Source organism: Streptomyces sp. CMB-StM0423 (genome assembly GCF_002847285.1).
In the GTDB taxonomy this organism is placed as follows: Bacteria; Actinomycetota; Actinomycetes; order Streptomycetales; family Streptomycetaceae; genus Streptomyces.
This window is the reverse complement of record NZ_CP025407.1, coordinates 424,771-449,694: the sequence shown is the minus strand read 5'-3', so window position 1 is coordinate 449,694 and position 24,924 is coordinate 424,771. Positions and strand designations below refer to the sequence as shown.

Here is a 24,924-nt window from a genome sequence, read left to right as displayed (position 1 = left end):
GCGAGCGGACATGGACTGGATGCTCCGGGATCTGGCCGAGAGCGTCCCCGAGACCCGGCACGTCGTGGTCCTGTCCTCCGACGGGCTGCGGATGGCCCAGCACGGCACCGAGCCGGACACGGCCGACCGGCTCGCGGCCGCCTGCGCCGGGCTGCAGAGCCTGGCGAAGTCGATCGCCGGCGTCTTCCCGGACAGCAACGGCAAGATGCGGATGCTGGTCATCGAGGTCAGCGGCGGATTCTTCTATCTCATGGCCGCGGGTGCCGGAGCCTATCTGGCGGTCGCGGCCGACGAAGGAGTCGACGCGGGCCTCATGGGCCAGCGCATGCGCGATCTCGTCGCACGCATCGGGGCCCATCTGACAAGCCCACCGCGGAGCGACGGACAGGCCATATGAAGGAAGCGGACCACGAGTGGCACGACGACGGTCCCGAACGGCTTTACGTCATCACCGGCGGGCGCAGCGGTACCGCCGCCCAGGGTGCACTCGACCTGGTCACGCTCGTCATCTCCCGGACGCAGCCGGCGCCCGGGATGCAGCCCGAGCGCGCGGCCATCGTCCGGCTGTGCCGCGCGCCGCTTTCCGTCGCCGAGCTGACCGCCTATCTGCGCCTGCCCTTCAGCGCGGTGGCGGTGCTCGTCGCGGACCTGATGGCGGAGGGCGCGGTCGAGACCCGCTCCACCGTCCCGCCCGTGGCAGACCTGCGACTCCTCGAGGAAGTAATGGATGGACTCGAACAGCTTTGACGCCGTCGTGGGTCCGCGCAGCGAGGACCTGCTGCCCGCCTCGGCGACGACGTCGGTCAAGGTCGTGGTGGTGGGCGGGTTCGGCGTCGGGAAGACGACCATGGTCGGCGCGGTCAGCGAGATCGACCCGATGACGACCGAGGAGACGATGACCCGGGCCGGCGAGGGCGTGGACCACCTCGCCGGCGTCCCGGACAAGAGCGAGACGACCGTCGCCATGGACTTCGGCCGGATCAGCCTCAACGAGCGGCTGGTGCTCTACCTGTTCGGCGCGCCCGGCCAGCAGCGCTTCTGGTTCCTCTGGCAGGGCCTCTTCGAGGGCGCGCTAGGGGCCGTGGTCCTGGTGGACACCCGCCGGCTCGAAGCCTGCTTCGACGTGCTGGGCCGGCTGGAGGAGGGCGCCGTGCCGTTCCTCGTCGCGGTCAACCGCTTCCCGGACGCCCCGTCCCACTCCCTCGACGAGATACGCGCGGCGCTCGACCTGCCCGCGCACGTACCGATCATCACCTGCGACGCCCGCGATCAGGAGTCCTCCCGCAGCGTCCTGAAGTCCCTGGTGCGCTTCCTGCACTCCATCGCCCTGACCACGGAGGCGTCGTGACGACGGAATCCGACCCCGTACCGGCAGCAGACCCGCAGGAGCAGAGCGCCGGCCGGGCCGCGGCGCCGCCGCCCGGCTGCCCCGCGCACGCCGGCGGCGCCGGCGGCCCGGCCCGGATGCACGGCACCGAGGCCGCGTCGAACCCGTACGGGCTGTACGAGAAGCTGCGCGCCGAGCACGGCGCCGTCGCGCCCGTCCTCGTCCACGGCGACCTGCCCGCCTGGCTGGTCCTCGGCTACCGCGAGCTGCTGGACGTCACCCGCAACCCGACCCGCTTCTCCCGCGACTCGCGCAACTGGCGCTTCCTGCGGGACGGCCAGGTCGGCCCGGACAACCCGCTGCTGCCGCTGGTGACCTGGGTGCCGATGTGCTCCTTCGTCGACGGCTCCGAGCACCGGCGGCTGCGCTCCGCGGTCACCGACAGCATGAAGCGCTTCGACCGGCACGGCATCCGCCGCCACGTCACCCGGTTCTCCGGGCAGCTCGTCGACGAGTTCGCGGCCACCGGCCGGGCGGACCTGGTGGGCCAGTTCGCGGAGCACCTGCCGATGCTGGTCATGACGAAGGCGCTCGGCATGGCCGAGTCGTACGGCCCGCAACTGGTCGAGGCCGCCCGGGACATGGTCAAGGGCTCCGAGACGGCGATCGCGAGCAACGACTACATCGTGCAGACGCTGCGCGACCTGGTGGCGCGCAAGCAGGCGGCGCCCGGGCACGACTTCGCCTCCTGGCTGGTGGCGCACGAGTCGGGCCTCCGCGACGACGAACTGGTCGAGCACCTGCGGCTGGTGCTGATCGCCGCGTACTCCACCACCGCGAACCTGATCGCGAACACGCTGCGCATGGTGCTCACCGACAGCCGCTTCCGCGGCAACCTGGCCGGCGGCCACATGACGCTGCCGGACGCGCTGGAGCAGGTGCTGTGGGACGAGCCGCCGTTCACCGCCGTCTACGGGCGGTACGCCACCGGCGACACGGAGCTGGCCGGGCAGCAGATCAAGGCAGGGGACCTGCTGATCCTGAGCCTGGCCGCCGGCAACCTCGACCCGGAGATCCGCCCCGACCTCGACGTGCCGGTGCACGGGAACCGCTCGCACCTGGCGTTCAGCGGCGGGCCGCACGAGTGCCCGGGCCAGGACATCGGCCGGGCGATCGCCGACACCGGGATCGACACGCTGCTGTCGCGGCTGCCGGACCTGAGCCTGGCGGTCGAGGAGAAGGAGCTGAAGCACCGCACGTCGCTGCTCTCCCGCGAACTGGTCGAGCTGCCGGTGACCTTCACCCCGCCGGGCCCCGCCACGGGCGCGGTCCGGCGGGAGCAGGCGCCCGCCGCTTCCGTGCCGGGTCCTTCGGCGCCCGCCGCCGGGGCGCCGGCGCCGGCCGCGCAGGAGCCCGTACCGGCGGCGGTGCCGAGCGCGACCGCGACCGCTCAGCGGCCGGTGGCCCAGGCCGCCGCCCCCGGGCCCGAGACGCATCCCGACGGCCTTTCGGCGGGTGCGGGTACGGAGTCGGGCCGGCGGCGGCGGCCGTCGCTGTGGCGGACGCTGGTCGCGTGGTGGCGCGGGTAGGGGCCGCCCCTACCCGAGGTGCGGCTCTATGTACGCGGGTGCGCTGCCGACCCTCGTGGTGGCCACTTCCCGGTAGCGCGGCGACCAGCCGTGCCATTCGAGGCTGCCCGCGATCCACGAGCCGAGGTCGGTGAGCGAGTCCTCGACCGCCGCCCACCCGTGGGGGTCGAGGCCGAAGAGCGGCTTCATGCCGCGTACGTCCTGGCAGGCGGACCTGAAGTCCTCGGTGCGCTGCCCGACCATGGCGGCAGCCCGGTCGAGCGCCGCCTGCCAGGAGCCGCCTTCGAGGCGCCACAGCACGGCGGCCAGGTGGTCGTGGTCGCCGCGGGCGGTCTCCTTGTGCACCGAGTAGATGTCGTTGGTCCAGGAGATGACGTCGTTGGCGGCGTCCCGGACCGCCCGGTAGGCGTCGCTGGCGGCGACGGCGGCCGGGATCTCGGTGGAGTTCGCGGGCTCGATCAGGTCGAAGCTCATCTCGCAGCCGGAGTTGAGCCGCCGGCGCCGCGCGAAGTCCGCGAGCGACTGGCCCGCGATCCGGGCGGGTTCGGCGTGCGGCAGGATCGTGTACCACAGGAAGTCGCGGTAGTGCGCGGCGAACCGCTCGCGCCAGGCGCGGGTGAAGGGCTTGGCCGTACGCTCCCACAGCTCGGCGAGCGCGGCGGCGAGGGGCCCGGTGGGCGCCGGCGCGTCGAGGTCGGGGTCGAGCTGGGCGCCCAGCTCGGCGGCCGTGTGCAGCCGCTGGGCGGGGGTGCGGGCCACGTGGCCCTCGTCGAGCTGGTCGTCGACGATCCAGTTGTAGACCTGCCACTCGGCGACCAGTTCGAGACGGTCGGCGCGGGGGTAGACGGCGGCGGCGAACCGGCCGAAGCCGGCCCGGTGGAAGTGGGTGACGGCGGAGCCGTCGCGGATCAGGTCGGCGTGGCGTGCCCAGGCGATGATGTGGTCGTCCAGACCGGCAGCATCGGGGTGCAGCCGAGCCGGAAACGGACACCAGATCGGCGGAAAAGTGACCTCCACTGGAGTCGATTTGTGGGAAGTTACGCCACTCCTGTTCTTCTTGAGCGTCATGTTCTGTCTCCTCGGGACCGGGATTCGACAGTGACCTGCCCAACCTGCCCGGGTGCCTGCCTCCGGCAACCTGTTCGCATCTTCTTTGGCTATACCTACGACGGAATGCGCCGAGCAATATCGGACAGGGCGTACCCGTGCCCGCCCGCCGTTCCGCCGGGATAGCCGCAACAGGTGCCCGACCGCGCCCCCGCGCCCCTATGTTGGGGCGGCCCCCCACGCGTCGCTCAGGACTCAGGCACCGCTCACTGGGAGGCCCCGTGTCTCGTTTCACCAGCACCCCGGGTTTCAGCCGCCGCCGTTTCCTCGCGCTCGGGTCAGGGTTCTCCCTGGCCGCCGCGCTGCCCGTCGCCGCCCTGTCCGCCGCCCCCGCCCGGGCCGAACCCCGCTTCCGCGGCGACCCGTTCGCCCTCGGCGTCGCCTCCGGCGACCCGGCGCCCGACGGTGCCGTGCTCTGGACCCGCCTCGCGCCCGACCCGCTGGCCGTGGACGGCCGCGGCGGGATGCCCGGGTACAAGGTGCCCGTCACCTGGCAGATCGCCGAGGACCCGCAGTTCCGGCGGGTCCGGCGCGCCGGGGTGGAGTGGGCCGTACCCGAGCTGGGGCACTCCGTGCACGCCGAGGTCCGGGGGCTCGCGCCGGACCGGGAGTACTGGTACCGCTTCCGCGCCGGCCGGCACCTCAGCGCCGCCGGGCGCACCAGGACCGCCCCGGCCGCGGACGCCGCCATCGCCTCGATGGCGTTCGCCTTCGTCAGTTGCCAGAACTATCCCGACGGCCACTTCACCGCCCTCCGCCACCTCGCTGGGGAGGACGTCGACGTCGTCGTCCACCTCGGCGACTACATCTACGAGGGCGGCGGCCAGGGCACCGCCGGCCGCGGCCACCTGCCCGCCCGCGAGATCCACTCGCTCGCCGACTACCGGGTGCGCTACGGCCAGTACAAGCTGGACCCCGACCTCCAGGCGGAGCACGCCGCCCACCCCTGGATCGTGGTGCTCGACGACCACGAGGTCGACAACAACTGGGCCGACGGCCTCGACGGCGACGACGTCGGCGGCGCCGAGTTCGCGGCCCGGCGCGCCGCCGCCTTCCAGGCGTACTACGAGAACCTGCCGCTGCGGCGCTCCTCCCTGCCCGCCGGCCCGCACATGCAGCTCTACCGCCGGCTGTCCTACGGCACCCTCGCCCAGTTCCACGTCGTCGACACCCGCCAGTTCCGCGACAACCAGGCGTGCGGCGACGGGCGGCAGTTCGACTGCGACGAGCGGCTGGACCCCGCGCGCACCATGCTCGGCGCCGAGCAGGAGGCGTGGCTGCTCGACGGGCTCACCCGGTCCCGTACCACCTGGGACGTGATGGCCAACCAGATCATGACCATGCAGGGCGACTCCGCCGAGGGCATCGAGCAGGCGTTCGGCATGGACACCTGGGACGGCTACGCCGCCGCGCGGCAGCGCCTCTTCGACGGCGTGGAGAAGCGCGGCATCGGCAACTTCGTCGTCGTCACCGGCGACGCCCACCGCAGCGTCGCCGCCGACCTCAAGCACGACTTCGACGACCCCGCCTCGGCCACCGTCGGCGTCGAGTTCCTCGGCACCTCTGTCTCCTCCGGCGGCAACGGCTCCGACCAGGACGAGTGGGGCCGCGTCTGGCTGCAGGAGAACCCGCATATGAAGTTCCACAACGTCCAGCGCGGCTACGGCGTCTGCGAGGTGACCCGGGAGAGCTGGCGCACCGACTACCGCGTCGTCCCGTACGTCTCCGCTCCCGGCGCCCCGGTCGCCACCCGCGCCCGCGTCCACGTGACGGCGGGCCGCCCGGGCATCCAGGAGGTGGAGCGACCGGCCGCCCCGCAGCCCTGAGCCGGCCCCGGCGGAGCGCGGGACGGCCGCGCCGGGGCCGCCAACGCCGGGGCGGGGCACGGAAATGCAGGTGCTTTCGTACCCGGCGGCGGTGCAGGGTGGGGCATGAGCTGGATCACGACGCACGACCTCGATGCCTTCACCGCCGCCGCGGGGCCCTGCCTGCGGGCGGAGCCCGCCCCGCACACCGTCCTGCTGACGGTGACCGCCTCGCTCGACGCCGCCGGGCTCGACCGGTACGGCGGCGGGACGCCCGAGTTCGGGTGGTGGCAGGCGCCGGACGGACGGGTGGCCGGGGCGTACCTGGCCACCCCGCCGTATCCGCTCGTGCTGTCCCGGATGCCGGATACCGCCGCCGTGGAACTGGCGGAGCTGCGGGCCGCCGGGGGGCTGCCGGTGTCCGGCGTACACGCCGGGCGGGCGGCGGCCGAGGCGTTCGTACGCGCCTGGACGGCGCGTACCGGCGCGGCCGGCACCGTGGAGGAGCGGCACCGGCTGTACCGGCTGGGGGAGCTGGTGCCCCCGGACCCGGCGCCGCCCGGACGGGCCAGGCCCGCCACCGAGGACGACCGGGACCTGCTGGTCGAGTGGACCCGGGAGTTCGCCGCCGAGTCCGGCGGCGGCGCGGGTGACCCGGCCCGCGCCGTCGCCGACCGGCTCGCCTACGGCGGCGCGACGCTCTGGGAGGACGGCGGCCGGCCCGTGTCGTACGCCGGCCTCACCCGGACCGTCGCCGGTATGGTCCGCGTCGCGCCCGTCTACACCCCGCCGCCGCTGCGCCGCCGCGGCTACGCGGCCGCCGTCACCGCCGCCGTCAGCCGCGCGGCACCGGCCACCGGCGCCCTCGACGTGCTGCTCTTCACCGACCTCGCCAACCCCACCAGCAACGCGCTGTACCAGCGCCTCGGCTACGAGCCCGTGGAGGACCACGTCGTGATCTCCTTCGACGGCTGATCTGGTGTGCGGCGGCCCGGCGAGAGAGGCTGGACCCCGGAAGTCCCGTACCGGACCCGACCGATCGCAAGGAAGGCGAGCCGCATGCACTCCGACCACCTCCAGGCCGCGGACGGCACCCCCGTCGCCGCATACACCTGGCTGCCCGAGAGCGGCCGGCCGCGGGCGCTGGTGCAGATCGTGCACGGTGCCGCGGAGCACGGCCTGCGCTACGACCGGTTCGCCCGCTTCCTCGCCGCCCACGGCTACGCCGTCGCCGCCTCCGACCACCGCGGCCACGGCGCCACCGCCGCCGCCACCGGCGGCTACGGCGTCACCGGCACCGGCGACGCGGACCCCTGGCGCGCCGTCGTCGACGACCTCACCGCCGTCGGCGACCGGCTGCGCGCGGACCACCCCGGGCCGCCGTTCGTCCTCCTCGGCCACAGCATGGGCTCGATGCTCGCCCGCGACTACGCCCAGGAGCACGGCGAGGGCCTGGCGGGGCTCGTGCTCACCGGCATCCTGCGCAGCCTGCCGGGCGTGGAGACGGAGACCGCGGTGCGCCGGCTGGCGGGGGAGGCGGCCGAGCGCGGGCGCGGTGCGCCCTCGGACTTCGTGCCGGAGATCTTCGCGTCGTTCAACGACCCGTACGAGCACCGCACCGGCTTCGAGTGGCTCTCCCGCGACACCGCCGAGGTCGACGCCTACGTCGCCGACGAGCGCTGCGGCTTCCCCTTCGACGTCGCGCTGTCGCTGGGCTGGGTGCTCGGCACCCGGAAGATCAACGACCCGTACAACGTGGCCCGATTCCCCGTCGACCTGCCCGTGCACATCGCCGTCGGCGACCGGGACCCGTGCAACCAGGGCCTCACGCACGTCGCCGAGCTGCTGGAGGACTTCCGCTACGCGGGGCTGCGGGAACCGACCTGGCGCGCGTACCCGGGGGCCCGCCATGAGATCCTCAACGAGACGAACCGCGCCGAGGTCCAGGCGGACCTGCTCGACTGGCTCGACACGCACGTGTGACCGACGGGGGAGCACCGATGACCCTCACCGCCGAGGACGTACGCAAGACCGCCCTGGCGCTGCCGCAGACCGCGGAGAAGCTGGCGTGGGGCATGCCCACCTTCCGGGTCAAGGGCAAGATGTTCCTCACCCTGCCGGAGGACGAGACGTCGTTCGCGGTGCGCTGCCCGAAGGTGGAGCGGGACGAACTGGCGCTCGCGGAGCCGGAGAAGTTCTGGGTCGCCGACCACGAGGCGCCGTTCGCCTGGGTACGGGTGCGGATCGCGGCCCTGGAGGACCTCGACGAGCTGCAGATCATCGTCGCCGACTCCTGGCGCCAGGCCGCCCCGCCCCGGCTGCTCGCGGAGCACCCGGAGCTGGCCGGCGAGTCCTGACCCGCCGGGCCCGCGCGGTCAGGCCGCGACCCGGGTCCCGGCCCGGGTCCCGGCTTCGGCTCCCGTGAACGCCGCGATCCGCTCGCGCAGCGACGCGGGGTCCAGCCCGTGGGCGCGCAGGTGTTCCGGGACCGTGCCGTAGCGCCGCAGCTCGCCCCGGGCGGTGCCCAGCCCCAGCACCCGGTGCGGCACGTCGGCCAGCGCGTCGTTCGCGTACGCGGTGGAGGTGCCGGCGAGGTACGGCTCGACCAGGACGACGTCCGCGGGTCCCGGGCCCACCGCGGCGCGCAGCGCGGCGGCGTCGAAGGGGCGCACGGTCGTGGCGTACAGCACCGTCACGTCCAGGCCCTCGGTCGCGGCCAGCACGTCGTCCAGCAGCGGGCCGACCGCCACGACCACGCCCGCGCGGCCCTCGCGCACGGTCAGGAACCCCGCGCCGTCGACCGGCCGGCCCGCCGCGTTCGCCTGCTGCGACAGCCGTACGTACACCTTGTCGTCACCCGCGGCGACCGCGTGCCGCAGCAGCGTCGCTGCCTCGTCCGGATGGCCCGGCACGTGCACCGTCCAGCCGTCGAGGGTGTCCAGCAGGGCGATGTCGCCGGGCGACATGTGGGTGTAGCCGCCGGCCGGCCAGTCGTACGAACCGTAGGCGCTGACCAGCACCGCGCCCGCGTCCTGGTGGCCGAGGTCCAGCTTGACCTGCTCGAAGGGGCGTTCCACGAGGAAGCTGGCGAAGGTGTGCAGCACCGGGCGCATCCCGGCCAGGGCGAGCCCGCCGCCGACGCCGACGAGCAGTTGCTCGCGGATGCCGACGTTGAGCACGCGGTCCGGGTGCCGCCGGGCCGCTTCCGCGAAGCCGTCGGTGCCGATCTCGGCGAGCACGACGGCCAGCCGGGGTTCCTCGTCCAGCAGCCGGGAGGTGACGGCGGTGAAGCGCTCGCGCATCGTGTCCATGGTCGGGCGTCCTTTCCAGGCGGGGGTGGCGCGGGAGTGGTGCGGGGGCGGTCAGTTGTACGCGGGCTCGACGCGGGCGATGACGGCGCGCGCCCGCCCGGGGTGCGGGGTGGTGCAGGCGGCGTACAGCGCCTCGTGGTCGCGGCCGTCGACGGTGGCGGTGGACCAGCCGGCGGCCTCGAAGCGGGCGGCGATGCCGCCGGGCAGGGCGTGGCTGGCGGAGGAGTTGTCGATGACGAGGGTGTGCAGGGAGTCCAGGCCGGTGGCGCCGGCGTAGGCGACGGCTTCGTGGTTGCTGCCCTCGTCCAGCTCGGCGTCGCCGACGAGCACCCACACGCGCGGGTCTTGGCTCGGCCGGCCGTACAGGCCCCGGGCGCGCAGCCCGAGCGCGGTGCCGACGGCCAGCGGCAGGCCGTGGCCGAGGGAGCCGCTGCCGATCTCGACGCCGGGCAGCAGGGTGCGGTCCGGGTGGTGGCCGAGCGGCGAGTCGTACCCGCCGAACCCCGGCAGCCAGCCGGCGGGCAGGAAGCCCTTGGCGGCGAGTACGGCGTAGTACGCCATCGGGCCGTGGCCCTTGGAGAGCAGGAACCGGTCGCGGTCGGGCGCCCCGGCGGTCTCGGGGGTCACCCGCAGCACGCGGTCGTAGAGGACCCACAGCGCGTCGAGCGTGGACGTGGCGGCGGGGCCGTGCTTCTCGTCGCCGGTCATCAGACCCATGAGGCGCGGCAGATCGTCGTATCCGGCGTGCGGTCGCTGTCGTACGGCGGTCGTTGTCGTCATACGTCCCACCGTGCAACTTGAAGAATGGTTCAAGTCAACAACGGCTGGTCACACGGGGGCCGGCGGGTCCGGCGGCGGCCTCAGGGCGTCCGGCGCAGCCGGGCCAGGGCGTCGATGGCCTCCTTCGGCGGCCCCGCCTCCTGCGCCACGGGGCGGCGCACCCGCTCGGCGCGTACGGTCTCCACCGGGTCGTCCGCCAGGTCCGCCAGCACGTCCTGCGCCGTGAACAGCACCGCCGGCTCCTGCGGCCCGCCGGTGCCCTCCGTGAGGTTCGCCGAGTCGTGCCCGACGACCAGCAGCTCGCCGCCGCCGGCGAGCGCGGCGGCGGCCCGCCGCAGCACCCGGCGCCGCTCCGCGCCCGGCAGGTGCAGATACGCCACCACCACCAGCTCGTACGAGCCCTCCTCCGGCGCGTACTCCAGCAGGTCGGCCCGTACCCACCGGATCCGCTCCGCGGCCTCCCGCGGCAGCTCCGAGGCCCGCCGGCGGCCGCGCTCCAGCGCCACGCGCGAGAAGTCGACCGCCGTCACCAGCCAGCCGCGGGCCGCGAGCCACAGCGCGTTGCGCCCCTCGCCCGCGGCCAGGTCCAGGGCCCGCGCGGGCGTGATCTCCGCCACCTCGCGGGCCACCCAGCGGTTCGGTTCACCGCCCCAAACGAGGTCTTTCGCGGCATAGCGTTCGTCCCAGGCGCCACTGTCCATAAACCTGATCGCTCCCCGCTGCGTCTAACGAGTAGGAGATCACGTTCTCACAGCCGGGCGGAGGATCCGAGATGACCAGTCACCAACCCCCGCAGCAGCATGTCACCGCGCTTGTGCCGGTGTGCCCGCGCTGCGGTCGCGTCCGCTGCATCTGCCCGCCCATGGCGGCCGCCTGAGCGGCCGCCATGGGCTCGCCCCACCGGGGTTCAGGGGTGCTTGCGCTGGTGTCCGAAGCGCACGCCGTCCAGCTTGAATCCGTGCACGGTGGGATCGACCCGGCGCTGCATCGCGCGCCGCTCCGGAGCCGCCTCGATCACCGGCTCCGGCTCGCCCGCCGCGGTGATCCGCGCCAGCAGCCGCGCGCGCAGCCCGTCGGCGAGCGCGCGGTGCGAGGCGAGCCCGACAAGGTTGTCGAGCTCGTACGGGTCGTGGGCCAGGTCGTACAGCGCCGTCTCGACGTACCTGCTGCCGGAGCGGGTACGCCAGCCGTCGGCCGCCGGGTCGACGACGTAGTACTTCCACCGTGAGGTGCGCAGCGCCCGTCCGCACTCGGACTCGCTGACCTGGACGAAGACGTCCTCCGGCCAGTCGGCATCCGGGTCGCGGACCAGCGGCAGGAAGGAGCGCCCGTCCATCTCCTCCGGGACGTCGAGCCCCGCGGCGTCCAGGAGGGTCGGCGGCAGGTCCAGGGTGCTGACCGGAGCGTCGAGCACCCGGCCGCCGGCGAAGCCGGGTCCGCGCAGGGCCAGCGGCACCCGGATCGAACCGTCGTGGCAGGAGCGCTTGTACTCGAAGTTGCGGGTACGGAAGTGGCTGCCGTGATCGGAGGTGAACGCCACGATCGTGTCGTCGAGCAGGTCCATGCTGCGCAGGGCGTCCAGCAGCCGGCCCAGGCCCTCGTCGACGCGCCGGATCTGGCCGCAGTAGCCGGCGATGTGCCGGTGCGCGGTGCCACCTGATGAGGCAGTGGACAGCGCGGCCAGGTCCGGCGGCAGCCAGCGGCCGGTGTAGCGCTCCTCGTAGCCGTCGGGGGCGGGGTAGTCGTCGACCTCGTTCTGGTGGTGCGGCTCGATGAGGGAGAGGAAGAGGAAGAACGGCTCCTCGTGGTGGTCGGCGGCGAACCGGATCGCCGCGTCGAACAGCGCGTCGGACCGGTAGCCGGGCAGCCGTACCGGGTCGCCGTCCTCGTCGTACATCACCGTGCGGTACGCGTCCGAGGTGAACTCCAGCACGTTGGCGGCCAGCCAGTGCTGGTACCCGCCGCGCTCCTCCGGCGGCACCGGGTCCTCGCCGGCCAGGTGCCACTTGCCGATGTACCCGGTGGTGTAGCCGGCGTCGCCGAAGTGGTGCGCGAGCGTACGGGCGTCGCGCGGCAGCGGGATCCCGTTGCGGTAGCAGCCGGTGCGGGTGGGCCACCGGCCCGTCTGCAGCGCCGCCCGGGCGGGCGCGCAGACGGGCTGCGGGGTGATCGCCGCCGACGCGTACGTGCCCGAGCGGGCCATCCGGTCGAACGCGGGCGTCAGGTCGAGCGGGTTGCCGCCCGCGCCCGTCGTGTCCCAGCGCTGCTGGTCGGTGAAGACGACGATGACATGGGGACGCCGGTCGGGCATCGGGGTCCTTTCCGCACGGCGGGTGGGGGGTCACTTCAGGCCGGTCAGGGCGATTCCGCGGACGAAGTAGCGCTGGCTGAAGATCAGCAGCAGCGCCGTCGGTACGAACATGATGACCGACCCGGCGGCGGTGAGGTGCCAGAGCTGGAACTGCTCCTGGCTGAACTGGGTCAGCCCCACCGGGATCGTCCGCATCCGCTCCGAGGTGGTCACGACCAGCGGCCAGAGGAACTCGTTCCACTGGAAGACGAACGTGAACAGCCCCAGCACCGCCAGCGCCGGCTTGCACTGCGGCAGGATGATCCGCCAGTAGATGGTGAACTCGTTCGCCCCGTCCACCCGGGCCGCGTGGATGAGGTCGTCGGGAATGGGCTGGATGAACTGCCGCATGAGGAAGATGCCGAAGCCGTCCATCAGGAACGGCACGATGAGCCCCTGGTAGCTGTCCAGCCAGCCGAGGTCCGACATCATCACGTACAGCGGGATCATCCGGACGAAGAGCGGGATCATCAGCGTGGCGAGGATCGCGACGAACAGCGTGTTCTTGAACGGGAAGTCGAACTTGGCGAACACGTACCCCACCAGCGGGTCGAAGATCAGGTGGGAGAGCGCGATCGCGCCCGCGACCACCAGGCTGTTGAGGATGAAGCTGCCGAACGGCGCCTCCTCGAACAGCGTGGAGTAGTTGCCCCACTGCGGCGTCTCCGGCCAGAGCACCGACTCCGCCGACAGCATCTCCTTCTCGGTCTGCAGCGACAGCGAGACGGTGTAGAGCAGCGGCACGACGGTGATCAGGCTGGCGACGGTGAGCAGCACGTAGGCGATCGTCTTGTACGTCCTGGCGGTCATCAGTGCTGCACCTCCCGGTCCCGGCCGATGCGCAACTGCACCAGCGTGAAGGCCACGATGACGAGCAGCAGGAGCACCGAGAGCGCGGACGCGTAGCCGAAGTTGCGGGCGCGGAACGCCAGCTCGAAGACGTGGAAGACGAAGAGGTCGGAGGCTTCTCCCGGACCGCCGCGGGTGATGATGTACGCCTGCCCGAACGCCTGCAGCCCGGTGATCACGGCCATCACGGAGACGAACAGCGTGGTCGGGGTGAGCAGCGGCACCGTGATCCGCCGGAAGCGCTGCCAGCCGTTGGCGCCGTCGACCTTGGCGGCCTCGTAGTACACGTCCGGGATGCCCTGGAGCCCGGCCAGGAAGAGGATCATCGTGTAGCCGGTGGTCATCCACAGCGTCACGGCGACGATGGTGGCCACCGGGTGGGTGTTCAGCCACTCCTGGGTGGGCAGGCCGAGGTCGGACAGTATCCGGTTGAGGATGCCGAGTTCGGGATCGAGGATGTTGCGCCACATCAGGCCGACCACGGCGATCGACGTCAGGTACGGCACCAGCAGCGCGAGCTTGAACGCCAGGCTGCCGCGCAGCTTCTGGTTGATGAGCACCGCGAGGCCCATGCCCAGCACGATGGCGCCGACCGTGGTGGCGACGGCGAACTGGAGCGTGACCGTGAAGGCGTTGCGCGCCTGCGGGTCCTCGAAGGCGTTGGTGTAGTTGTCGAACCCGGCGAACTCGTCGGTCCGCTGGCCCGTCAGCATGCTGGTGTTGAGGATGTCGGCGATCGGGTAGTAGAAGAAGATCGCGAAGAAGACGAGCGCCGGCGCCAGGAACACGTACGCGGTACGCGCCTGGCGCCGGGCGATCGGGGAGCGCTTGGTGCGCTTCGTGCGCTTCGGGAGCTCCATGGGCTCCGGGCGCTGGGGGAGTTCGGCCGGCGTTGCCATGTGTGCTTAGCCCTTGAGGATGTTCTTGGCCGCGTCGTCGTAGGCGGCGAACGCCTCTTCCGCGCCGGCCCCCTCGATCAGCATGCTCTCGTAGAGCGTCTTGTAGATGTCCTCCAGCTCGCCCGCCTTGCCGGTGGTGTAGATGCCGGTGCGGAACTCCTCGGCGTACGGCAGCCCCTCGGTGAACGGCTTGACGTCCGGGTTCTCCTGGACGGCCGGCTCCTTCGCCCACGACTTGCGCGGCATCAGCATGCTGGACTCCTCGGTCGCCGCGGTCTCGGTCTTCAGCGCGGTGATCCGCTTGATGAAGTCCCAGGACAGGTCGGGGCGTTTGGCCTGCGCGGGGATGAACAGCGTGGTGCCGCCCGCGATCGTCGACTGCCGCTTGCCCGTCAGCGCCGGCGCGATCCCGTAGTCCAGGTCCGGGTTGGACTGCTTGATGATCGGGATGTCCCAGGGGCCGGTGAGGATCATGGCGGTGCGCTCGGCGGCGAAGAACTTCGCGGCGCGCGTCACGTCCAGGGATGTCGTCGGCTTGGGGGAGACCTTGTGCTCGTGTACGAGGTCCCGCTGGAACTGCATCGCCTCCATCGCGGCGGCGCGCGGCTGCAGCAACTCGCCGCTGTCCGCGTCGTACTCGTGCACGCCGTTCTGGAGCATCCACGGGTAGGAGTAGCTGAGCCCGTCGTTGAGCACGGTGCCGTTGACGTCGCCGGAGGTCAGCCCGCGCGCGGCGTCGAGGAAGTCGTCCCAGGTGGCGGGCGGTTCGATGCCCGCGTCGTCGAGCATCTTGCGGTTGTAGAACAGCAGCGTGCAGGTGTAGTGCATCTGGATGCCGTACACCTGGCCCTCGTGGGTGTTGTCGGAGACGGCGACCTCCAGCCAGTCGTCCGGGAACCCGATCTTCGCGCCGTCCTTGTCGAGGTACTTCTGCAGCGACAGTGCGTCCTTGCTGAGCGCGAACTCCTGCACCCAACTGCCCGGCTCCTCCACCACGTCCGGCACGTTGCCGGACTGGAAGTCCGAGACGAGCTTGGTGCGCAGGTCCTCCCACTGGAACTTCTGCAGCTCCACGGTGACCCCGTGGTCCTTCTCGAACTGCGCGACGACGTCCTTGTACGCCTCGTACTCGTGCGCGTTGTTCCAGTACGCGAGGAACGTGCCGCCGCCCCCGCCGCCGCCCGACTCGGCCTCGGGCGCGCCCGAGCCGCAGGCGGCCAGGGGGAGTGCCGCGGCGGCACCGCCGGCGACGCCCAGCATCCTGCGCCGCGTCATCCACTGACCGTTGATGGCTGGCCTTGCTGACATGCGGGTGCTCCTCTCGCCGTGCATTCGGTTGGTCATGCGTCCGTCAGACGCGCGCTCGTTCACGTCGACTCCCTGGGTATGAAGGCCCAGGGCAGGACGATCTCGCGGGCCGCCGGCGGCTCCGCCGCCGCCAGTCGTTCGAACAGCAGTCCGGCGACGCGGCTGAAGTCGATCTGCCGCTGCCCCACGGTGCTCAGCGCGGGGCGGATCACCGAGCCCTCCTCCAGGTTCCCGACGCCGAGGACCGCCACGTCCGCGGGCACCGTGCGGCCGGTGTCGCGGACCGCCCATATCGCGCTGATCGCCGCCCGGTCGGAGGCCACGAACAGCGCGTCCGGCGGCTCGGGCAGGGCCATGAGCGCGGCGGTGGCGCGATAGCCCTCGACGCGGCTGTCGGCGCCGGCGCCGACGAGCCGGGTGTCCGGCCGCAGGCCGTGCCGCCGCAGCGCGTCCCGGTACGCGGTCAGCCGCGCGGAGCGGTCGCCCAGCTCCAGGTCGTGCCGGTGGCCGAGGAAGGCGACCCGCCGCCGGCCGGCGGCGAGCAGGTGGTCCAGCGCCTCGCCGCACGCCTCGTACTCCGGGGTGCGCACGACGTCGAAGCCGTCCGGCGCCACGGAGTTGTCGACCACGACCATCGCCAGCCGGCCGCGGGCCAGCTCGCCGAAGTCGCCGAAGTGGCGCGCCGAGTCGAAGAAGACGGCGCCGTCCGCCAGGCCCTGGCGGAGCAGCCGGGCGGCGTGCGCGGCGTGCGCGGGGGAGTCGACGATGAGGGTGAGGACGCCGTAGCCGTCGGCCTCGGCGGCCGCGTGCAGATCGCGTACCAGTTGCTCCTGTACGGGGCTGCCCAGCGAGCCGATCACCAGGCAGACCCGCTCGGTGCGGCGCTTGCGCAGCCCGCGTGCGGAGCTGTTCGGCACGTAGCCGAGATCCCGTACGGCCGCGAGCACCCGTTCGCGGGTGTCGGCGCCGATCCGGTTGTCCCGCCCGTTGACCACGTAGCTCACCGTCGCGACGGACACCCCGGCGAGGGCAGCGACGTCGCGGACCGTGGGACGCGTCTTCTTCATGATGATACGTTTAAGCACCCGGAGCGCGGCAGGGTCAAGCCTTCGTACGTGAAGTCTCGTGACGAATCGTCAAGCCCCAGGTCAGCGCGGTGCGCGGATGGGCTAGATGCGCACCCCGTGCCCGCGCAGATAGCGCAACGGGTCGACGTCGGACCCGTAGCCGGGGCCGGTGCGGACCTCGAAGTGCAGATGCGGTCCGGTGGAGTTCCCCGTCGATCCGGAGCGGCCGATGCGCTGCCCGGCGTTGACCGGCCGGCCGGCGCTCACGGTGACCGCGGAGAGGTGCGCGTACTGGCTGTAGCGCCCGTCGCGGTGCCGGATGACCACCTCGTAGCCGTACGCGCCCGCCCAGCCGGCGCTGACGACCTCGCCGTCGGCGACGGAGCGCACCCCGGTGCCGACGGAGACGGGGAAGTCGACCCCGGTGTGGTAGCCGCTGGACCAACTGCTGCCGCTCGCGCCGTACGGGGTGCCGATGGGGGCGCCGGCGAGCGGGGAGGTGTAGTCGGCGGCGGGCTTGGCCTCGGGTTTCGGCTTCGGCTCGGCCTTGGGCTTGGCCTCGGCCTTCGGCGCGGAGGCCCGCTTCTTCGCGTCCGGCTTCGTCCGGTCCGGCTTGGTCTTCGCCGGCTTGGCCTTCGCCTTGGGCTTCGCCTTCTCGGGCTTCGCCCTGCCGCCGGACTTCGCCTTGTCCGGGGCCTTCTGGGACCCGGCCGCCTTCGCGCCGTCATCCCCGGACTTCTTCGTCCCGGCCGCGGGGGAGTCCGCGCGGGGCTTCGGCGGGGCCGCGGCGCCGGGCCGGAGGGTGAGGCGCTGGCCGGGGAGGATGAGGTCGGGGTCGGCGCCGACGACGCCGCGGTTGCGCTCGTACAGCGCGGGCCACCCGCCGCGTACGCGGTGCTGGTCGGCGATGCCGGAGAGGGTCTCGCCTGCGGCGACCTCGTGGTGGCCGGGCTTCTTGCCGACCGTGCCGGCCCGCCCGCCCTGCGGTGCGGCGGCGCTGCCGTCCGCCGCCGTCTCCGTATCGGCGCGGTCGGATAACGCGCCGTCGGACGGCGCCTTCAGGCCCTCCTGCGCCCGGTCCTTCGCCGGGCTGTGCAGCGCGTCCGCGGGTGCGCCCGCGGCCGGCGTGGCAGCGCCGGCGACCAGCGGCAGCGCGAGCCCCGCGCCGCTCGCGGTGACGGTGAGGGAGGCCCGCGACACCGGGCCGGGGCGGTAGCGGCGGTGCCTGCCGCGCCCTGTGCGCTCTGACATGACTGAGTCACTTTCCGTGCGCCGAGACCTGAGCGAACGATAGAAGTGCCCGTGCGGTTGGACAAGAGGGCGTACGCCGCCGCCTCCGTGACCTCGTACGCAGCAGCCGCCCCGGCCGCTCCCCGGCCCCGCCCGCGGCGCCCCGTCCCCGAATGGCCTAGCCCGACAGGAGGTTAGACAAAGTCTAATGTAGGATGGCATCCACAAGCACGAGCAAGGAGGCGCCCACACATGACCACGATCCTCGACAAGAAGGCCCTGGACGTCACCGGCGAGGCGCTGCAGGGCGCGCTGGTCGATCTGCTGGATCTCTCCCTCCAGGGCAAGCAGGCCCACTGGAACCTGACCGGTCCCCTCTTCCGCGAGCTGCACCTCCAGCTCGACAAGATGGTGAAGCTGGCCCGCGGGCACGCCGACACCCTTGCCGAGCGGGCCGCGGCCCTGGGCGTGAGCCCGGACGGCCGGGCGAAGACCATCGCCGCCGGCAGCCCGCTGCCCGACATCGGGCCCGGGAAGATCTCGGACCAGAAGGTCATCGACGACGTCACCGACATGCTGGAGAAGGCTTCCGCGCGTATGCGGCAGCGGGTGGCGGACACCGACGACACCGACCTCGTTACGCAGGACCTGCTCATCACCGCCACGCAGGACCTGGAGCAGCAGGCGTGGTTCTTCCGCTCGCACCGCATCAGCTGAGGCGGATCGGCCGACGCGGCTCCTGAGCCGGCCGCGGATCCGTCCCCCGTCGGGTCCGCGGTCCTCCCGGAACCGGCCCGCACGCATCCCCCGCGTGCGGGCCGGTGGTGTGTCAGGCCGGGTTCTCGGCGTGGGTCAGGGTCTGCCAGGCCACGAAGAGGTTGTTCGACCCGGCGGGCCGGCTCTGCTCGGTGTAGCGGCCGGTGTTGGTCATGGCGATGCCCATGCGGTGGTGAAGGGCGTTGTAACCGATCTCGGTGACCGGTCCCAGGCCGCGGTCGACGCTGCCGCCGCAGAGCCAGCCCGGCGGCGCCTCGCCCAGCTCGTAGCGCGACTGGAAGCCGAGCGCGTGCCGCAGCCGCTCGCCGACGTCGGTCCGGTACAGGTCCTCGCCCTGGATCCGGGAGGTCTCGGCGACGTGCGAGATCGAGGCCAGGCCGTATCCGGTGTGGGTGAAGTCGCGGCAGGTCTCCTGCGTCAGCCCGGTGACGAAGGTGGACTGCCCCTGCCAGTAGTTGATGATCTTCTGCCGGGTGTCGAGGTTCTGCTTGGGCACGGTCCTGGGCAGCTCGCCGTCGGACTCCAGGTAGATGAACGCGGGCACGCGGGTGCGGAAGGTCTGCATCGCCCGGTCGTACGCACCCTTGTCCTCCAGGAAGACGGCGATGCCCACGGCCGCCTCCATCATCGTCAGCTCCCAGTTGCCGTTGGAGGTGGAGCCGCCGATGATCTCCGGGAGGTAGACGTTGCGCAGCATCGTCGCGAAGCGCGCCTCGTTCGGCCAGCCGCCGCCGTACGTGTACGCGATGATCTCGGCGGCCTTCGGCCAGGAGGAGCCGGCCCAGCCGGTCTGCAGCGGCGCGTTGCTGTTGGTGTGGTCCCTGAGGGTGGCGGACCAGGCGTCCATCAGCTCGATGGACTTGCGCGCGTAGCGCTCGTCGCGGGTGAAGTACCAGGCGAGCGCGGTGGTGTACGCGGCGATCGCGTCCTCGCGCTCGTCCGTGCAGCCGTAGTTGGGGTTGGAGTACGAGCCGCACTCGACGACCGCGCGGGGCTTGGGCGTACGGCTGAGGCTCGCGTACCTGCTGCCCATCATCTGGTCGTAGGCGCCCTTCCAGGGCTGGGCGCCGGCGTTGACCTTCTCCCGGGTGAAGTCCAACTGCCCCCGGGAGACGGTGACTCCCGGGTGGGTGAAGTTCGCGGGCGCGGCGTCGGCGCGCTCGGTGCCAGGACCGCCGAGGAGCGAGGCGACCAGGGCGGTGACGGCCGCCACGAGGGTGGCGAACAGCGCGGCACGCGGTCTGCGGCGATGGTGTGCGGGTGTGGGGGTGGCCTGCATGGTGAGGTCCATCCGTTCGCGTATATGAACGTTGAGTGTTCACGTGAACACCGTGACAGCCCGTGACCTTAGGTACGTACCAACTGCCCGTCAAGGGCCGGGACATGACCCGTACACACGACGACCGGGACGGGGCGCCGCGCGCCCCGCCCCGGTCGTGAACCGCTGCGGCCGGGTCAGTCCCGCCCGGCGGGCCGTACCACCGCCGCCGCGCCCCCGCCGCGGCGCTCCGGCTCCGCCGCCGCGACCCAGCGCCCGTCGGGCAGCCGCTCGACGCCGGTCGCCGCGCCGATCTCGCCGCCGCCGTCGGCGAACCGGTGCCCCAGCTCCGCCAGTTCACCGCGCGCCGGCAGGCCGAGGAATCCCGGCTCCGCCGACGTCGAGGCGGTGTTGCGCTGGCTGGCGCGCGGCGCCGCGATGGCCTCCGGCAGCGTCAGCCCGCGGTCGAGCCGGCCCGTCAGCACCTGGAGCACGGTGGTGATGATCGTCGAACCGCCCGGCGAGCCGGTCGCGAGCAGCGGCTCGCCGTCGTCGAGGACGATCGTCGGCGCCATCGAGGACCGGGGCCGCTTGCCGGGGCCCGGCAGGTTCGGGTCGGGCACGCCCGGCACGGCCGGGGTGAAGGAGAAGTCCGTCAGCTCGTTGTTGAGCAGGAAGCCGCGGCCGGGCACGGTGATGCCGCTGCCGCCGGTCTGCTCGATCGTCATCGTGTACGCGACGACGTTGCCCCACTTGTCGGCGGTCGTCAGATGCGTGGTGCTCGGACCCTCGTACGACGTGTCCTCCGGTGCGCCCTTCGCCGCGCAGGAGGCGTCCGGGCGGCGCGGGTCGCCCGGGGCGAGCGGGCTGGTGAGCACGGCGCCGGGGGAGATGAGGCAGGCGCGGGAGTCCGCGTACGACTGGGAGAGCAACTCCCGCGTCGGCACCCGGGAGAAGCGCGGGTCGCCCACCCACCGGCCGCGGTCGGCGAAGGAGACGCGGGACGCCTCCAGGAAGCGGTGCAGGTACTGGGCCTCGGACAGCTCGCCGAGGTCGGTGCCCTCCAGGATGTTCAGCGCCTCGCCCACGGTGGTGCCGCCGGACGACGAGGGCGCCATCCCGTAGACGTCGAGACCGCGGTAGGTGACGTGCGTCGGCTGCTGCGGCGCCACCCGGTACGTGCGCAGGTCGGCCGGGCGCAGGTCGCCCGCGCGGACGACGCGGTCGGCGTCCGGGTCGACCGGCGGGCGGCGCACGGTGTCCGAGACGTCCGCGGCCAGGTCGCCGCGGTACATCGCCCCGGCGCCCTCGTCGGCCAACTGCCCGTAGGTGGCGGCCAGGTCGGTGTTGCGCAGGGTGCTGCCCACCTCGGGCAGGGCGCCGCCGGGCAGGAACAGCTCCCGGGTGGCGGGGAAGTCGCGGAAGCGCGCCTCGTTGGCCGCGGTCTGCGCGCGGAACGTCTCGTCGACGGTGAAGCCCTCCGCCGCCAGCCGCGTCGCCGGCGCCAGCGCCTCGCCGAGGGAGGCCGTGCCCCACTGCCGCAGCGCCTGCTCCCAGGTCGCGGGCGTGCCGGGCACGCCGACGGACAGGCCGCTGGTCACCGCCTGGTCGAACGGGATGGCCGCGCCGTCCTCGGTGAAGAGGTTCTCGTCGGCGCTGCGGGGCGCCTTCTCGCGGCCGTCGAGGGTGGTGACCCGGCCGCTCCTCGCGTCGTAGTAGACGAAGTAGCCGCCGCCCCCGATGCCGCCCGAGTACGGCTCGGTGACCCCGAGCGCGGCGGCGGTGGCGACGGCGGCGTCGACCGCGTTGCCGCCGTCCCGCAGGACCTCGATGCCGGCCGCGGTGGCGTCGGCGTCGACGCTGGCCACGGCGCCGCCGTAGCCCGTCGCCACCGCGGACTTCGGCGGCGCGGGCGCGTCGGTCCCGGCGGCCGTCGGCGGCGCGGCGGCCCCCGCGGTGGCGAGGATCGCGGCGAGGGCGAGGGGAACGGTGGGGCGGCGCAACCGCATTGGGGCCTCCCGGCCGGGTGGGCGTCACGGACCCGGCCCATTGTGGTGACCGCGGCGGCCGCCGTCACCGGGGCGTAGGGGGACGTTCGGGAACGACCGTCCCGACGACTTGGACGGATCGTCTAGAGTTAGACATTATGACTCATCTGGTGGACGAGCGATCCGGCCGTACGTACCCCTTCGACGCCCTCCGCTGGCGCGCAGACGACGGCACCCCCCTCCAGGTCGGCGGCGTGCCCGGGATCGGCAGGGACGACATCGACACCGCCGAGCGCTCCCTGTGGCGCTACCGCGCCGCCCTGCCCTTCGGCATCGAGGCGCCCGTCTCCCTCGGCGAGGGCCGCACCCCGCTGCTCGCCCGCCGCTGGGGCGAGACCGACGTGCTCTTCAAGCCGGAGTGGTTCGGCCCCACCGGCAGCTTCAAGGACCGCGGCAGCACCGTGATGATCTCCGCGCTCGCCGGGCTCGGCGTCGACGAGGTCATCGAGGACAGCTCCGGCAACGGCGGCGCCTCCGTCGCGGCCTACTGCGCCGCCGCCGGCATCCGCGCCCGCATCCTCGCCCCCGAGGGCACCTCCCCGGCGAAGGTGCTGCAGGCACGCGCGTACGGCGCCGAGGTCGAACTGGTGCCCGGCGGCCGGGACGCCACCGCCGCCGAGGCCGTACGCAGGGCCGCCACCGTCCCGTACGCGGGGCACAACTGGCACCCGCTCTTCCTCCAGGGCACCAAGACCCTCGCCTACGAACTCTGGGAGGACCTCGGCTTCGCCGCCCCCGACTGCGTCGTCACCGTGGCCGGCGCCGGCAGCACCGTCCTCGGCCTCGACGCCGGCTTCGGCGAACTCCTCGCCGCCGGCCACATCGACCGCCGCCCGCGCATCCTCGCCGCCCAGCCCGCCAACTGCGCCCCGGTCCACGCGAGCTTCGCCGCCGGCGCCGACGGGCCCGTACCCGCGGACTTCGCCCCGACGATCGCCGAGGGCACCGCCATCCGCGAGCCCGTCCGGCTGCCGGAGGTGCTGCGCGCCGTGCGCCGCTCCGGCGGGGACATGGCGGCGATCGGCGAGGACGGCATCCGCGCCGCCGTCGTCCGCCTCGCCGCCCTCGGCCTCTACGCCGAGCCGACCAGCGCCACCGCCGCCGCGGCCGTCGACGTCTTCCGCGCCCGCGGCGCCGTCCGGCCCGGCGAGACCACGGCCGTGCTGCTCACCGGCACCGGGCTGAAGGCGGCGCCGGTGCTGGCCGGGGTGTTCGGGGGCGGGGCGTGAGCGCCGAGGACGAACTGCTGCTGCGCGAGGCCGAGAAGATCGTCACCGCCCTGGGCCGGATGTTCCCCGGCGTCTGCGAGGTCGTCCTGCACGACCTGCGCGACCCGCGGCACGCGGTCCGTACCATCGAGAACCCGCTCTCCGGCCGCAGCCCCGGCGACCCCGCCACCGAGCTGGGCCTGGCCCGCATCGAGGACCCGGACTACCCCGAGGTCATCCAGAACTACCCCAACCGCTTTCCCGACGGCCGGCCCGCGAAGAGCACGTCGATCGGCATCCGGAACTCCTCCGGCGCGTACGTCGCGGCCCTCTGCCTCAACCTCGACGTCTCCGTCCTCGACCGCGCCGCCCGTACGCTCCAGGCCCTCACCGCCGTGGAGGACCCCGGGCTGCCGCTGACCGAGACCCTGCGGGCGCGCACGGCGGACGAACTGCGCGCGGCGGTGGAGGAGTTCGCCGCCGCCCGCGGCCGGACGCCGCGGGCGCTGGCCTTCGCGGAACGCCGCGAGCTGGTCCGCGATCTGCGCGCCCGCGGGCTGCTGGAGGTCAGGAGCGCGGTCCGGCTGGTCACCGAGCTGCTGGGGGTGTCGCGGGCGACGGTCTACAACTACCTGCGCTGAGGCCGGACGGGGCCGTGCCGCCGAACGGGGTGCCCCGGCCGCCCCCGTTCGGCCCCACTCTGGATGCGTACGGGCAGCGGGCGTTCGAGGCTGACGGTGGAGGTGTGCCATGGCACCCAGTCGATTCCCCCGCCGCCTCGCGGTCCTGCTCCTCGCGCTGCTCACCGTCGTCGCGGCCGGCGGCCCCGCCGAGACGCTGCCCCGCGGGCAGCACCGCGCGGCGGCCCCCTTCCGCCACCCCGGGGTGCTCGTCAGCGGCCCCCAACTCCGCGCCGTACGCTCCCGGGTGAACGACGGCGACAGACCCTTCCGCGCGTTCCGCGCGATGCGCCGCAGCCGCTACGGCCGGCTCTCCTACGTCCCGCACCCGGTGCCGGTCGTCGAGTGCCCGCCCGACACCAACCCCGGCGTCGGCTGCACGGACGAGCGCGAGGACGCCATCGCCGCGTACACCCACGCGCTGATCTGGGCCGTCACCCGCGACCGCGCGCACGCCGAGAAGGCCGTGCAGATCATGGACGCCTGGTCCGCCGGGCTCACCGACCACACCGAGGGCAACGCCCCGCTCCAGGCCGCCTGGGCGGGCTCCTCCTGGGCGCGGGCCGCCGAGCTGGTCCGTTCCACCTACGGCGGCTGGCCGCGCGCGGACGCACGCCGCTTCGGGCGGCTGCTGCGCGAGGTCTACCTCCCCGAGGTCACCGGCGCCGTCCCCGACTACAACGGCAACTGGGACCTGGCGATGACCGACGCCGCCACCGGCATCGCCGTCTTCCTCGACGACCGCCCCGCCTACGACGCGGCCCTGCGCCGCTTCCGCGCCCGCGTGCCCGCGTACTTCTACGTCCGCGCCGACGGGCCCCGGCCCAAGCCCCCGCCCGGCGGCCGGATCGACACCGCCAAGGAGATCACCACCTACTGGTTCGGCCAGCGCACCTACCCCGAGGGCCTGGCCCAGGAGGCGTGCCGCAACCTGATGCACGTCGGCTACGCCCTCGCCGCCACCGCACACATCGCCGAGACCGCCTGGCACCAGGGCACGGACCTCTACGCCGAGGTGCAGCCGCGGATCACCGCCGCGCTGGAGCTGCACGCCCGCTACCAGCTCGGCGAGCGCCCGCCCGCGTCGCTGTGCGGCGGCCGGGTGGAGCGCACCATGGGCCCCGACCTGGAGGTGGCGTACCACCACTACCACGACCGGCTCGGCGTCGACCTGCCGCAGACCGCGAAGCTGCTCGCGCGGCAGCGGCCCGCGGGCACGGACGACCTGTTCGTCGCCTGGGAGACCCTGACGCACGCGGCCAACCCCGGCTGACGCCCGGCCACCCGCCGCCGGCCGTCCACCAGCCGCCCACCCCGAACCGAGGAGCCGT

General features: G+C 73.3%; 24 protein-coding genes. 12 read left to right on the top strand and 12 right to left on the bottom strand.

All coding sequences use genetic code 11. The features are described 5' to 3' along the window. Positions 1–10 precede the first annotated feature (10 nt). The 4 genes from CXR04_RS02020 to CXR04_RS02005 all read left to right on the top strand — a co-directional run bounded on the left by CXR04_RS02020 (position 11) and on the right by CXR04_RS02005 (position 2,916). The gene (locus CXR04_RS02020) at positions 11–397 is read left to right on the top strand and encodes a roadblock/LC7 domain-containing protein (RefSeq protein ID WP_101426146.1); all 387 of its coding nucleotides are present in this window, start codon (positions 11–13) and stop codon (positions 395–397) included. Continuing rightward, the gene (locus tag CXR04_RS02015) at positions 394–747 is read left to right on the top strand and encodes a DUF742 domain-containing protein (RefSeq protein ID WP_047019353.1); all 354 of its coding nucleotides are present in this window, start codon (positions 394–396) and stop codon (positions 745–747) included. Before CXR04_RS02020 ends, CXR04_RS02015 begins: the two co-directional genes overlap by 4 nt. Next, positions 728–1,348 (top strand): GTP-binding protein, encoded by a 621-nt coding sequence (locus CXR04_RS02010; RefSeq protein ID WP_101420176.1) that lies wholly within the window; start codon positions 728–730, stop codon positions 1,346–1,348. The genes CXR04_RS02015 and CXR04_RS02010 overlap by 20 nt, the downstream gene beginning before the upstream one ends. A gap of 116 nt (positions 1,349–1,464) precedes the next feature. After that, on the top strand, positions 1,465–2,916 hold the full coding sequence (locus CXR04_RS02005; protein WP_234380672.1) for a cytochrome P450: 1,452 nt from the start codon (positions 1,465–1,467) through the stop codon (positions 2,914–2,916). A gap of 9 nt (positions 2,917–2,925) precedes the next feature. On the opposite strand, the gene CXR04_RS02000 is transcribed toward CXR04_RS02005, so the two are convergent. Beyond that, entirely contained in the window at positions 2,926–3,933 is a 1,008-nt protein-coding gene (locus CXR04_RS02000; protein WP_101420175.1) for a terpene synthase family protein, read from the bottom strand. Between the two features lie 311 nt (positions 3,934–4,244). Here CXR04_RS02000 and CXR04_RS01995 point away from each other — a divergent pair, with 311 nt between their 5' ends. The 4 genes from CXR04_RS01995 (at position 4,245) to CXR04_RS01980 (ending at position 8,185) form a co-directional block, all read left to right on the top strand. Then, positions 4,245–5,849 carry an alkaline phosphatase D family protein gene (locus CXR04_RS01995; protein ID WP_101420174.1) on the top strand — a complete coding sequence of 535 codons (1,605 nt, stop codon included), beginning with the start codon at positions 4,245–4,247 and terminating at the stop codon, positions 5,847–5,849. A gap of 105 nt (positions 5,850–5,954) precedes the next feature. After that, entirely contained in the window at positions 5,955–6,803 is an 849-nt protein-coding gene (locus tag CXR04_RS01990; RefSeq protein ID WP_101420173.1) for a GNAT family N-acetyltransferase, read from the top strand. Between the two features lie 84 nt (positions 6,804–6,887). Beyond that, positions 6,888–7,811, top strand: coding sequence for an alpha/beta fold hydrolase (locus tag CXR04_RS01985; protein WP_101420172.1), 924 nt, complete (start codon positions 6,888–6,890; stop codon positions 7,809–7,811). Between the two features lie 17 nt (positions 7,812–7,828). Beyond that, the gene (locus CXR04_RS01980; protein WP_101420171.1) at positions 7,829–8,185 is read left to right on the top strand and encodes an MmcQ/YjbR family DNA-binding protein; all 357 of its coding nucleotides are present in this window, start codon (positions 7,829–7,831) and stop codon (positions 8,183–8,185) included. Between the two features lie 18 nt (positions 8,186–8,203). On the opposite strand, the gene CXR04_RS01975 is transcribed toward CXR04_RS01980, so the two are convergent. The 9 genes from CXR04_RS01975 to CXR04_RS01935 form a co-directional block, all read right to left on the bottom strand. Further along, on the bottom strand, positions 8,204–9,139 hold the full coding sequence (locus CXR04_RS01975) for a transketolase family protein (protein WP_101420170.1): 936 nt from the start codon (positions 9,137–9,139) through the stop codon (positions 8,204–8,206). Positions 9,140–9,190: 51 nt separating this feature from the next. Further along, positions 9,191–9,919 carry a transketolase gene (locus tag CXR04_RS01970; RefSeq protein WP_101420169.1) on the bottom strand — a complete coding sequence of 243 codons (729 nt, stop codon included), beginning with the start codon at positions 9,917–9,919 and terminating at the stop codon, positions 9,191–9,193. Positions 9,920–9,999: 80 nt separating this feature from the next. Beyond that, a complete protein-coding gene (locus CXR04_RS01965; protein WP_107497097.1) occupies positions 10,000–10,620 on the bottom strand; it encodes a class I SAM-dependent methyltransferase in 621 nt (206 codons plus the stop codon). 206 nt (positions 10,621–10,826) lie between these two features. After that, positions 10,827–12,230: a sulfatase-like hydrolase/transferase gene (locus tag CXR04_RS01960; protein WP_101420167.1), complete on the bottom strand. Its 1,404-nt coding sequence runs from the start codon at positions 12,228–12,230 to the stop codon at positions 10,827–10,829. 30 nt (positions 12,231–12,260) lie between these two features. Further along, the gene (locus CXR04_RS01955) at positions 12,261–13,079 is read right to left on the bottom strand and encodes a carbohydrate ABC transporter permease (RefSeq protein WP_101420166.1); all 819 of its coding nucleotides are present in this window, start codon (positions 13,077–13,079) and stop codon (positions 12,261–12,263) included. Beyond that, positions 13,079–13,978: a carbohydrate ABC transporter permease gene (locus tag CXR04_RS01950; protein WP_234379997.1), complete on the bottom strand. Its 900-nt coding sequence runs from the start codon at positions 13,976–13,978 to the stop codon at positions 13,079–13,081. Before CXR04_RS01950 ends, CXR04_RS01955 begins: the two co-directional genes overlap by 1 nt. A gap of 45 nt (positions 13,979–14,023) precedes the next feature. After that, on the bottom strand, positions 14,024–15,325 hold the full coding sequence (locus CXR04_RS01945) for an ABC transporter substrate-binding protein (RefSeq protein WP_234379996.1): 1,302 nt from the start codon (positions 15,323–15,325) through the stop codon (positions 14,024–14,026). A gap of 59 nt (positions 15,326–15,384) precedes the next feature. Next, positions 15,385–16,392 carry a LacI family DNA-binding transcriptional regulator gene (locus CXR04_RS01940; RefSeq protein WP_234379995.1) on the bottom strand — a complete coding sequence of 336 codons (1,008 nt, stop codon included), beginning with the start codon at positions 16,390–16,392 and terminating at the stop codon, positions 15,385–15,387. Between the two features lie 102 nt (positions 16,393–16,494). After that, complete coding sequence (locus CXR04_RS01935) at positions 16,495–17,592, bottom strand: peptidoglycan DD-metalloendopeptidase family protein (protein WP_101426144.1); 1,098 nt, start codon at positions 17,590–17,592, stop codon at positions 16,495–16,497. Positions 17,593–17,874: 282 nt separating this feature from the next. On the opposite strand from CXR04_RS01935, the gene CXR04_RS01930 reads away from it, so the two are divergent. Further along, the gene (locus tag CXR04_RS01930) at positions 17,875–18,339 is read left to right on the top strand and encodes a Dps family protein (protein ID WP_101420163.1); all 465 of its coding nucleotides are present in this window, start codon (positions 17,875–17,877) and stop codon (positions 18,337–18,339) included. A 112-nt stretch (positions 18,340–18,451) separates the two neighbouring features. Here the strand turns inward: CXR04_RS01930 and CXR04_RS01925 are convergent, their stop codons facing one another. Then, positions 18,452–19,690 (bottom strand): alginate lyase family protein, encoded by a 1,239-nt coding sequence (locus tag CXR04_RS01925; protein WP_234379994.1) that lies wholly within the window; start codon positions 19,688–19,690, stop codon positions 18,452–18,454. 164 nt (positions 19,691–19,854) lie between these two features. After that, on the bottom strand, positions 19,855–21,666 hold the full coding sequence (gene ggt / locus CXR04_RS01920) for a gamma-glutamyltransferase (protein WP_101420162.1): 1,812 nt from the start codon (positions 21,664–21,666) through the stop codon (positions 19,855–19,857). A gap of 137 nt (positions 21,667–21,803) precedes the next feature. Here ggt and CXR04_RS01915 point away from each other — a divergent pair, with 137 nt between their 5' ends. The 3 genes from CXR04_RS01915 to CXR04_RS01905 all read left to right on the top strand — a co-directional run bounded on the left by CXR04_RS01915 (position 21,804) and on the right by CXR04_RS01905 (position 24,866). Beyond that, positions 21,804–22,934, top strand: coding sequence for a threonine synthase (locus CXR04_RS01915; protein WP_234379993.1), 1,131 nt, complete (start codon positions 21,804–21,806; stop codon positions 22,932–22,934). Next, positions 22,931–23,554 (top strand): helix-turn-helix transcriptional regulator, encoded by a 624-nt coding sequence (locus CXR04_RS01910; protein ID WP_101420160.1) that lies wholly within the window; start codon positions 22,931–22,933, stop codon positions 23,552–23,554. The genes CXR04_RS01915 and CXR04_RS01910 overlap by 4 nt, the downstream gene beginning before the upstream one ends. A gap of 109 nt (positions 23,555–23,663) precedes the next feature. Further along, positions 23,664–24,866 (top strand): alginate lyase family protein, encoded by a 1,203-nt coding sequence (locus tag CXR04_RS01905; protein WP_101420159.1) that lies wholly within the window; start codon positions 23,664–23,666, stop codon positions 24,864–24,866. Positions 24,867–24,924 lie beyond the last annotated feature (58 nt).

Excerpts from the sequence above, each read along its gene's own strand:
- CXR04_RS02020 (WP_101426146.1), top strand. The coding sequence starts at position 11 with ATGGACTGGATGCTCCGGGATCTGGCCGAGAGCGTCCCCGAGACCCGG.
- CXR04_RS02015 (WP_047019353.1), top strand. The coding sequence starts at position 394 with ATGAAGGAAGCGGACCACGAGTGGCACGACGACGGTCCCGAACGGCTT.
- CXR04_RS02010 (WP_101420176.1), top strand. The coding sequence starts at position 728 with ATGGACTCGAACAGCTTTGACGCCGTCGTGGGTCCGCGCAGCGAGGAC.
- CXR04_RS02005 (WP_234380672.1), top strand. The coding sequence starts at position 1,465 with ATGCACGGCACCGAGGCCGCGTCGAACCCGTACGGGCTGTACGAGAAG.
- CXR04_RS01990 (WP_101420173.1), top strand. The coding sequence starts at position 5,955 with ATGAGCTGGATCACGACGCACGACCTCGATGCCTTCACCGCCGCCGCG.
- CXR04_RS01985 (WP_101420172.1), top strand. The coding sequence starts at position 6,888 with ATGCACTCCGACCACCTCCAGGCCGCGGACGGCACCCCCGTCGCCGCA.
- CXR04_RS01980 (WP_101420171.1), top strand. The coding sequence starts at position 7,829 with ATGACCCTCACCGCCGAGGACGTACGCAAGACCGCCCTGGCGCTGCCG.
- CXR04_RS01975 (WP_101420170.1), bottom strand. The coding sequence starts at position 9,139 with ATGGACACGATGCGCGAGCGCTTCACCGCCGTCACCTCCCGGCTGCTG.
- CXR04_RS01970 (WP_101420169.1), bottom strand. The coding sequence starts at position 9,919 with ATGACGACAACGACCGCCGTACGACAGCGACCGCACGCCGGATACGAC.
- CXR04_RS01965 (WP_107497097.1), bottom strand. The coding sequence starts at position 10,620 with ATGGACAGTGGCGCCTGGGACGAACGCTATGCCGCGAAAGACCTCGTT.
- CXR04_RS01960 (WP_101420167.1), bottom strand. The coding sequence starts at position 12,230 with ATGCCCGACCGGCGTCCCCATGTCATCGTCGTCTTCACCGACCAGCAG.
- CXR04_RS01955 (WP_101420166.1), bottom strand. The coding sequence starts at position 13,079 with ATGACCGCCAGGACGTACAAGACGATCGCCTACGTGCTGCTCACCGTC.
- CXR04_RS01950 (WP_234379997.1), bottom strand. The coding sequence starts at position 13,978 with ATGGAGCTCCCGAAGCGCACGAAGCGCACCAAGCGCTCCCCGATCGCC.
- CXR04_RS01945 (WP_234379996.1), bottom strand. The coding sequence starts at position 15,325 with ATGTCAGCAAGGCCAGCCATCAACGGTCAGTGGATGACGCGGCGCAGG.
- CXR04_RS01940 (WP_234379995.1), bottom strand. The coding sequence starts at position 16,392 with ATGAAGAAGACGCGTCCCACGGTCCGCGACGTCGCTGCCCTCGCCGGG.
- CXR04_RS01930 (WP_101420163.1), top strand. The coding sequence starts at position 17,875 with ATGACCACGATCCTCGACAAGAAGGCCCTGGACGTCACCGGCGAGGCG.
- CXR04_RS01925 (WP_234379994.1), bottom strand. The coding sequence starts at position 19,690 with ATGGACCTCACCATGCAGGCCACCCCCACACCCGCACACCATCGCCGC.
- ggt (WP_101420162.1), bottom strand. The coding sequence starts at position 21,666 with ATGCGGTTGCGCCGCCCCACCGTTCCCCTCGCCCTCGCCGCGATCCTC.
- CXR04_RS01915 (WP_234379993.1), top strand. The coding sequence starts at position 21,804 with ATGACTCATCTGGTGGACGAGCGATCCGGCCGTACGTACCCCTTCGAC.
- CXR04_RS01905 (WP_101420159.1), top strand. The coding sequence starts at position 23,664 with ATGGCACCCAGTCGATTCCCCCGCCGCCTCGCGGTCCTGCTCCTCGCG.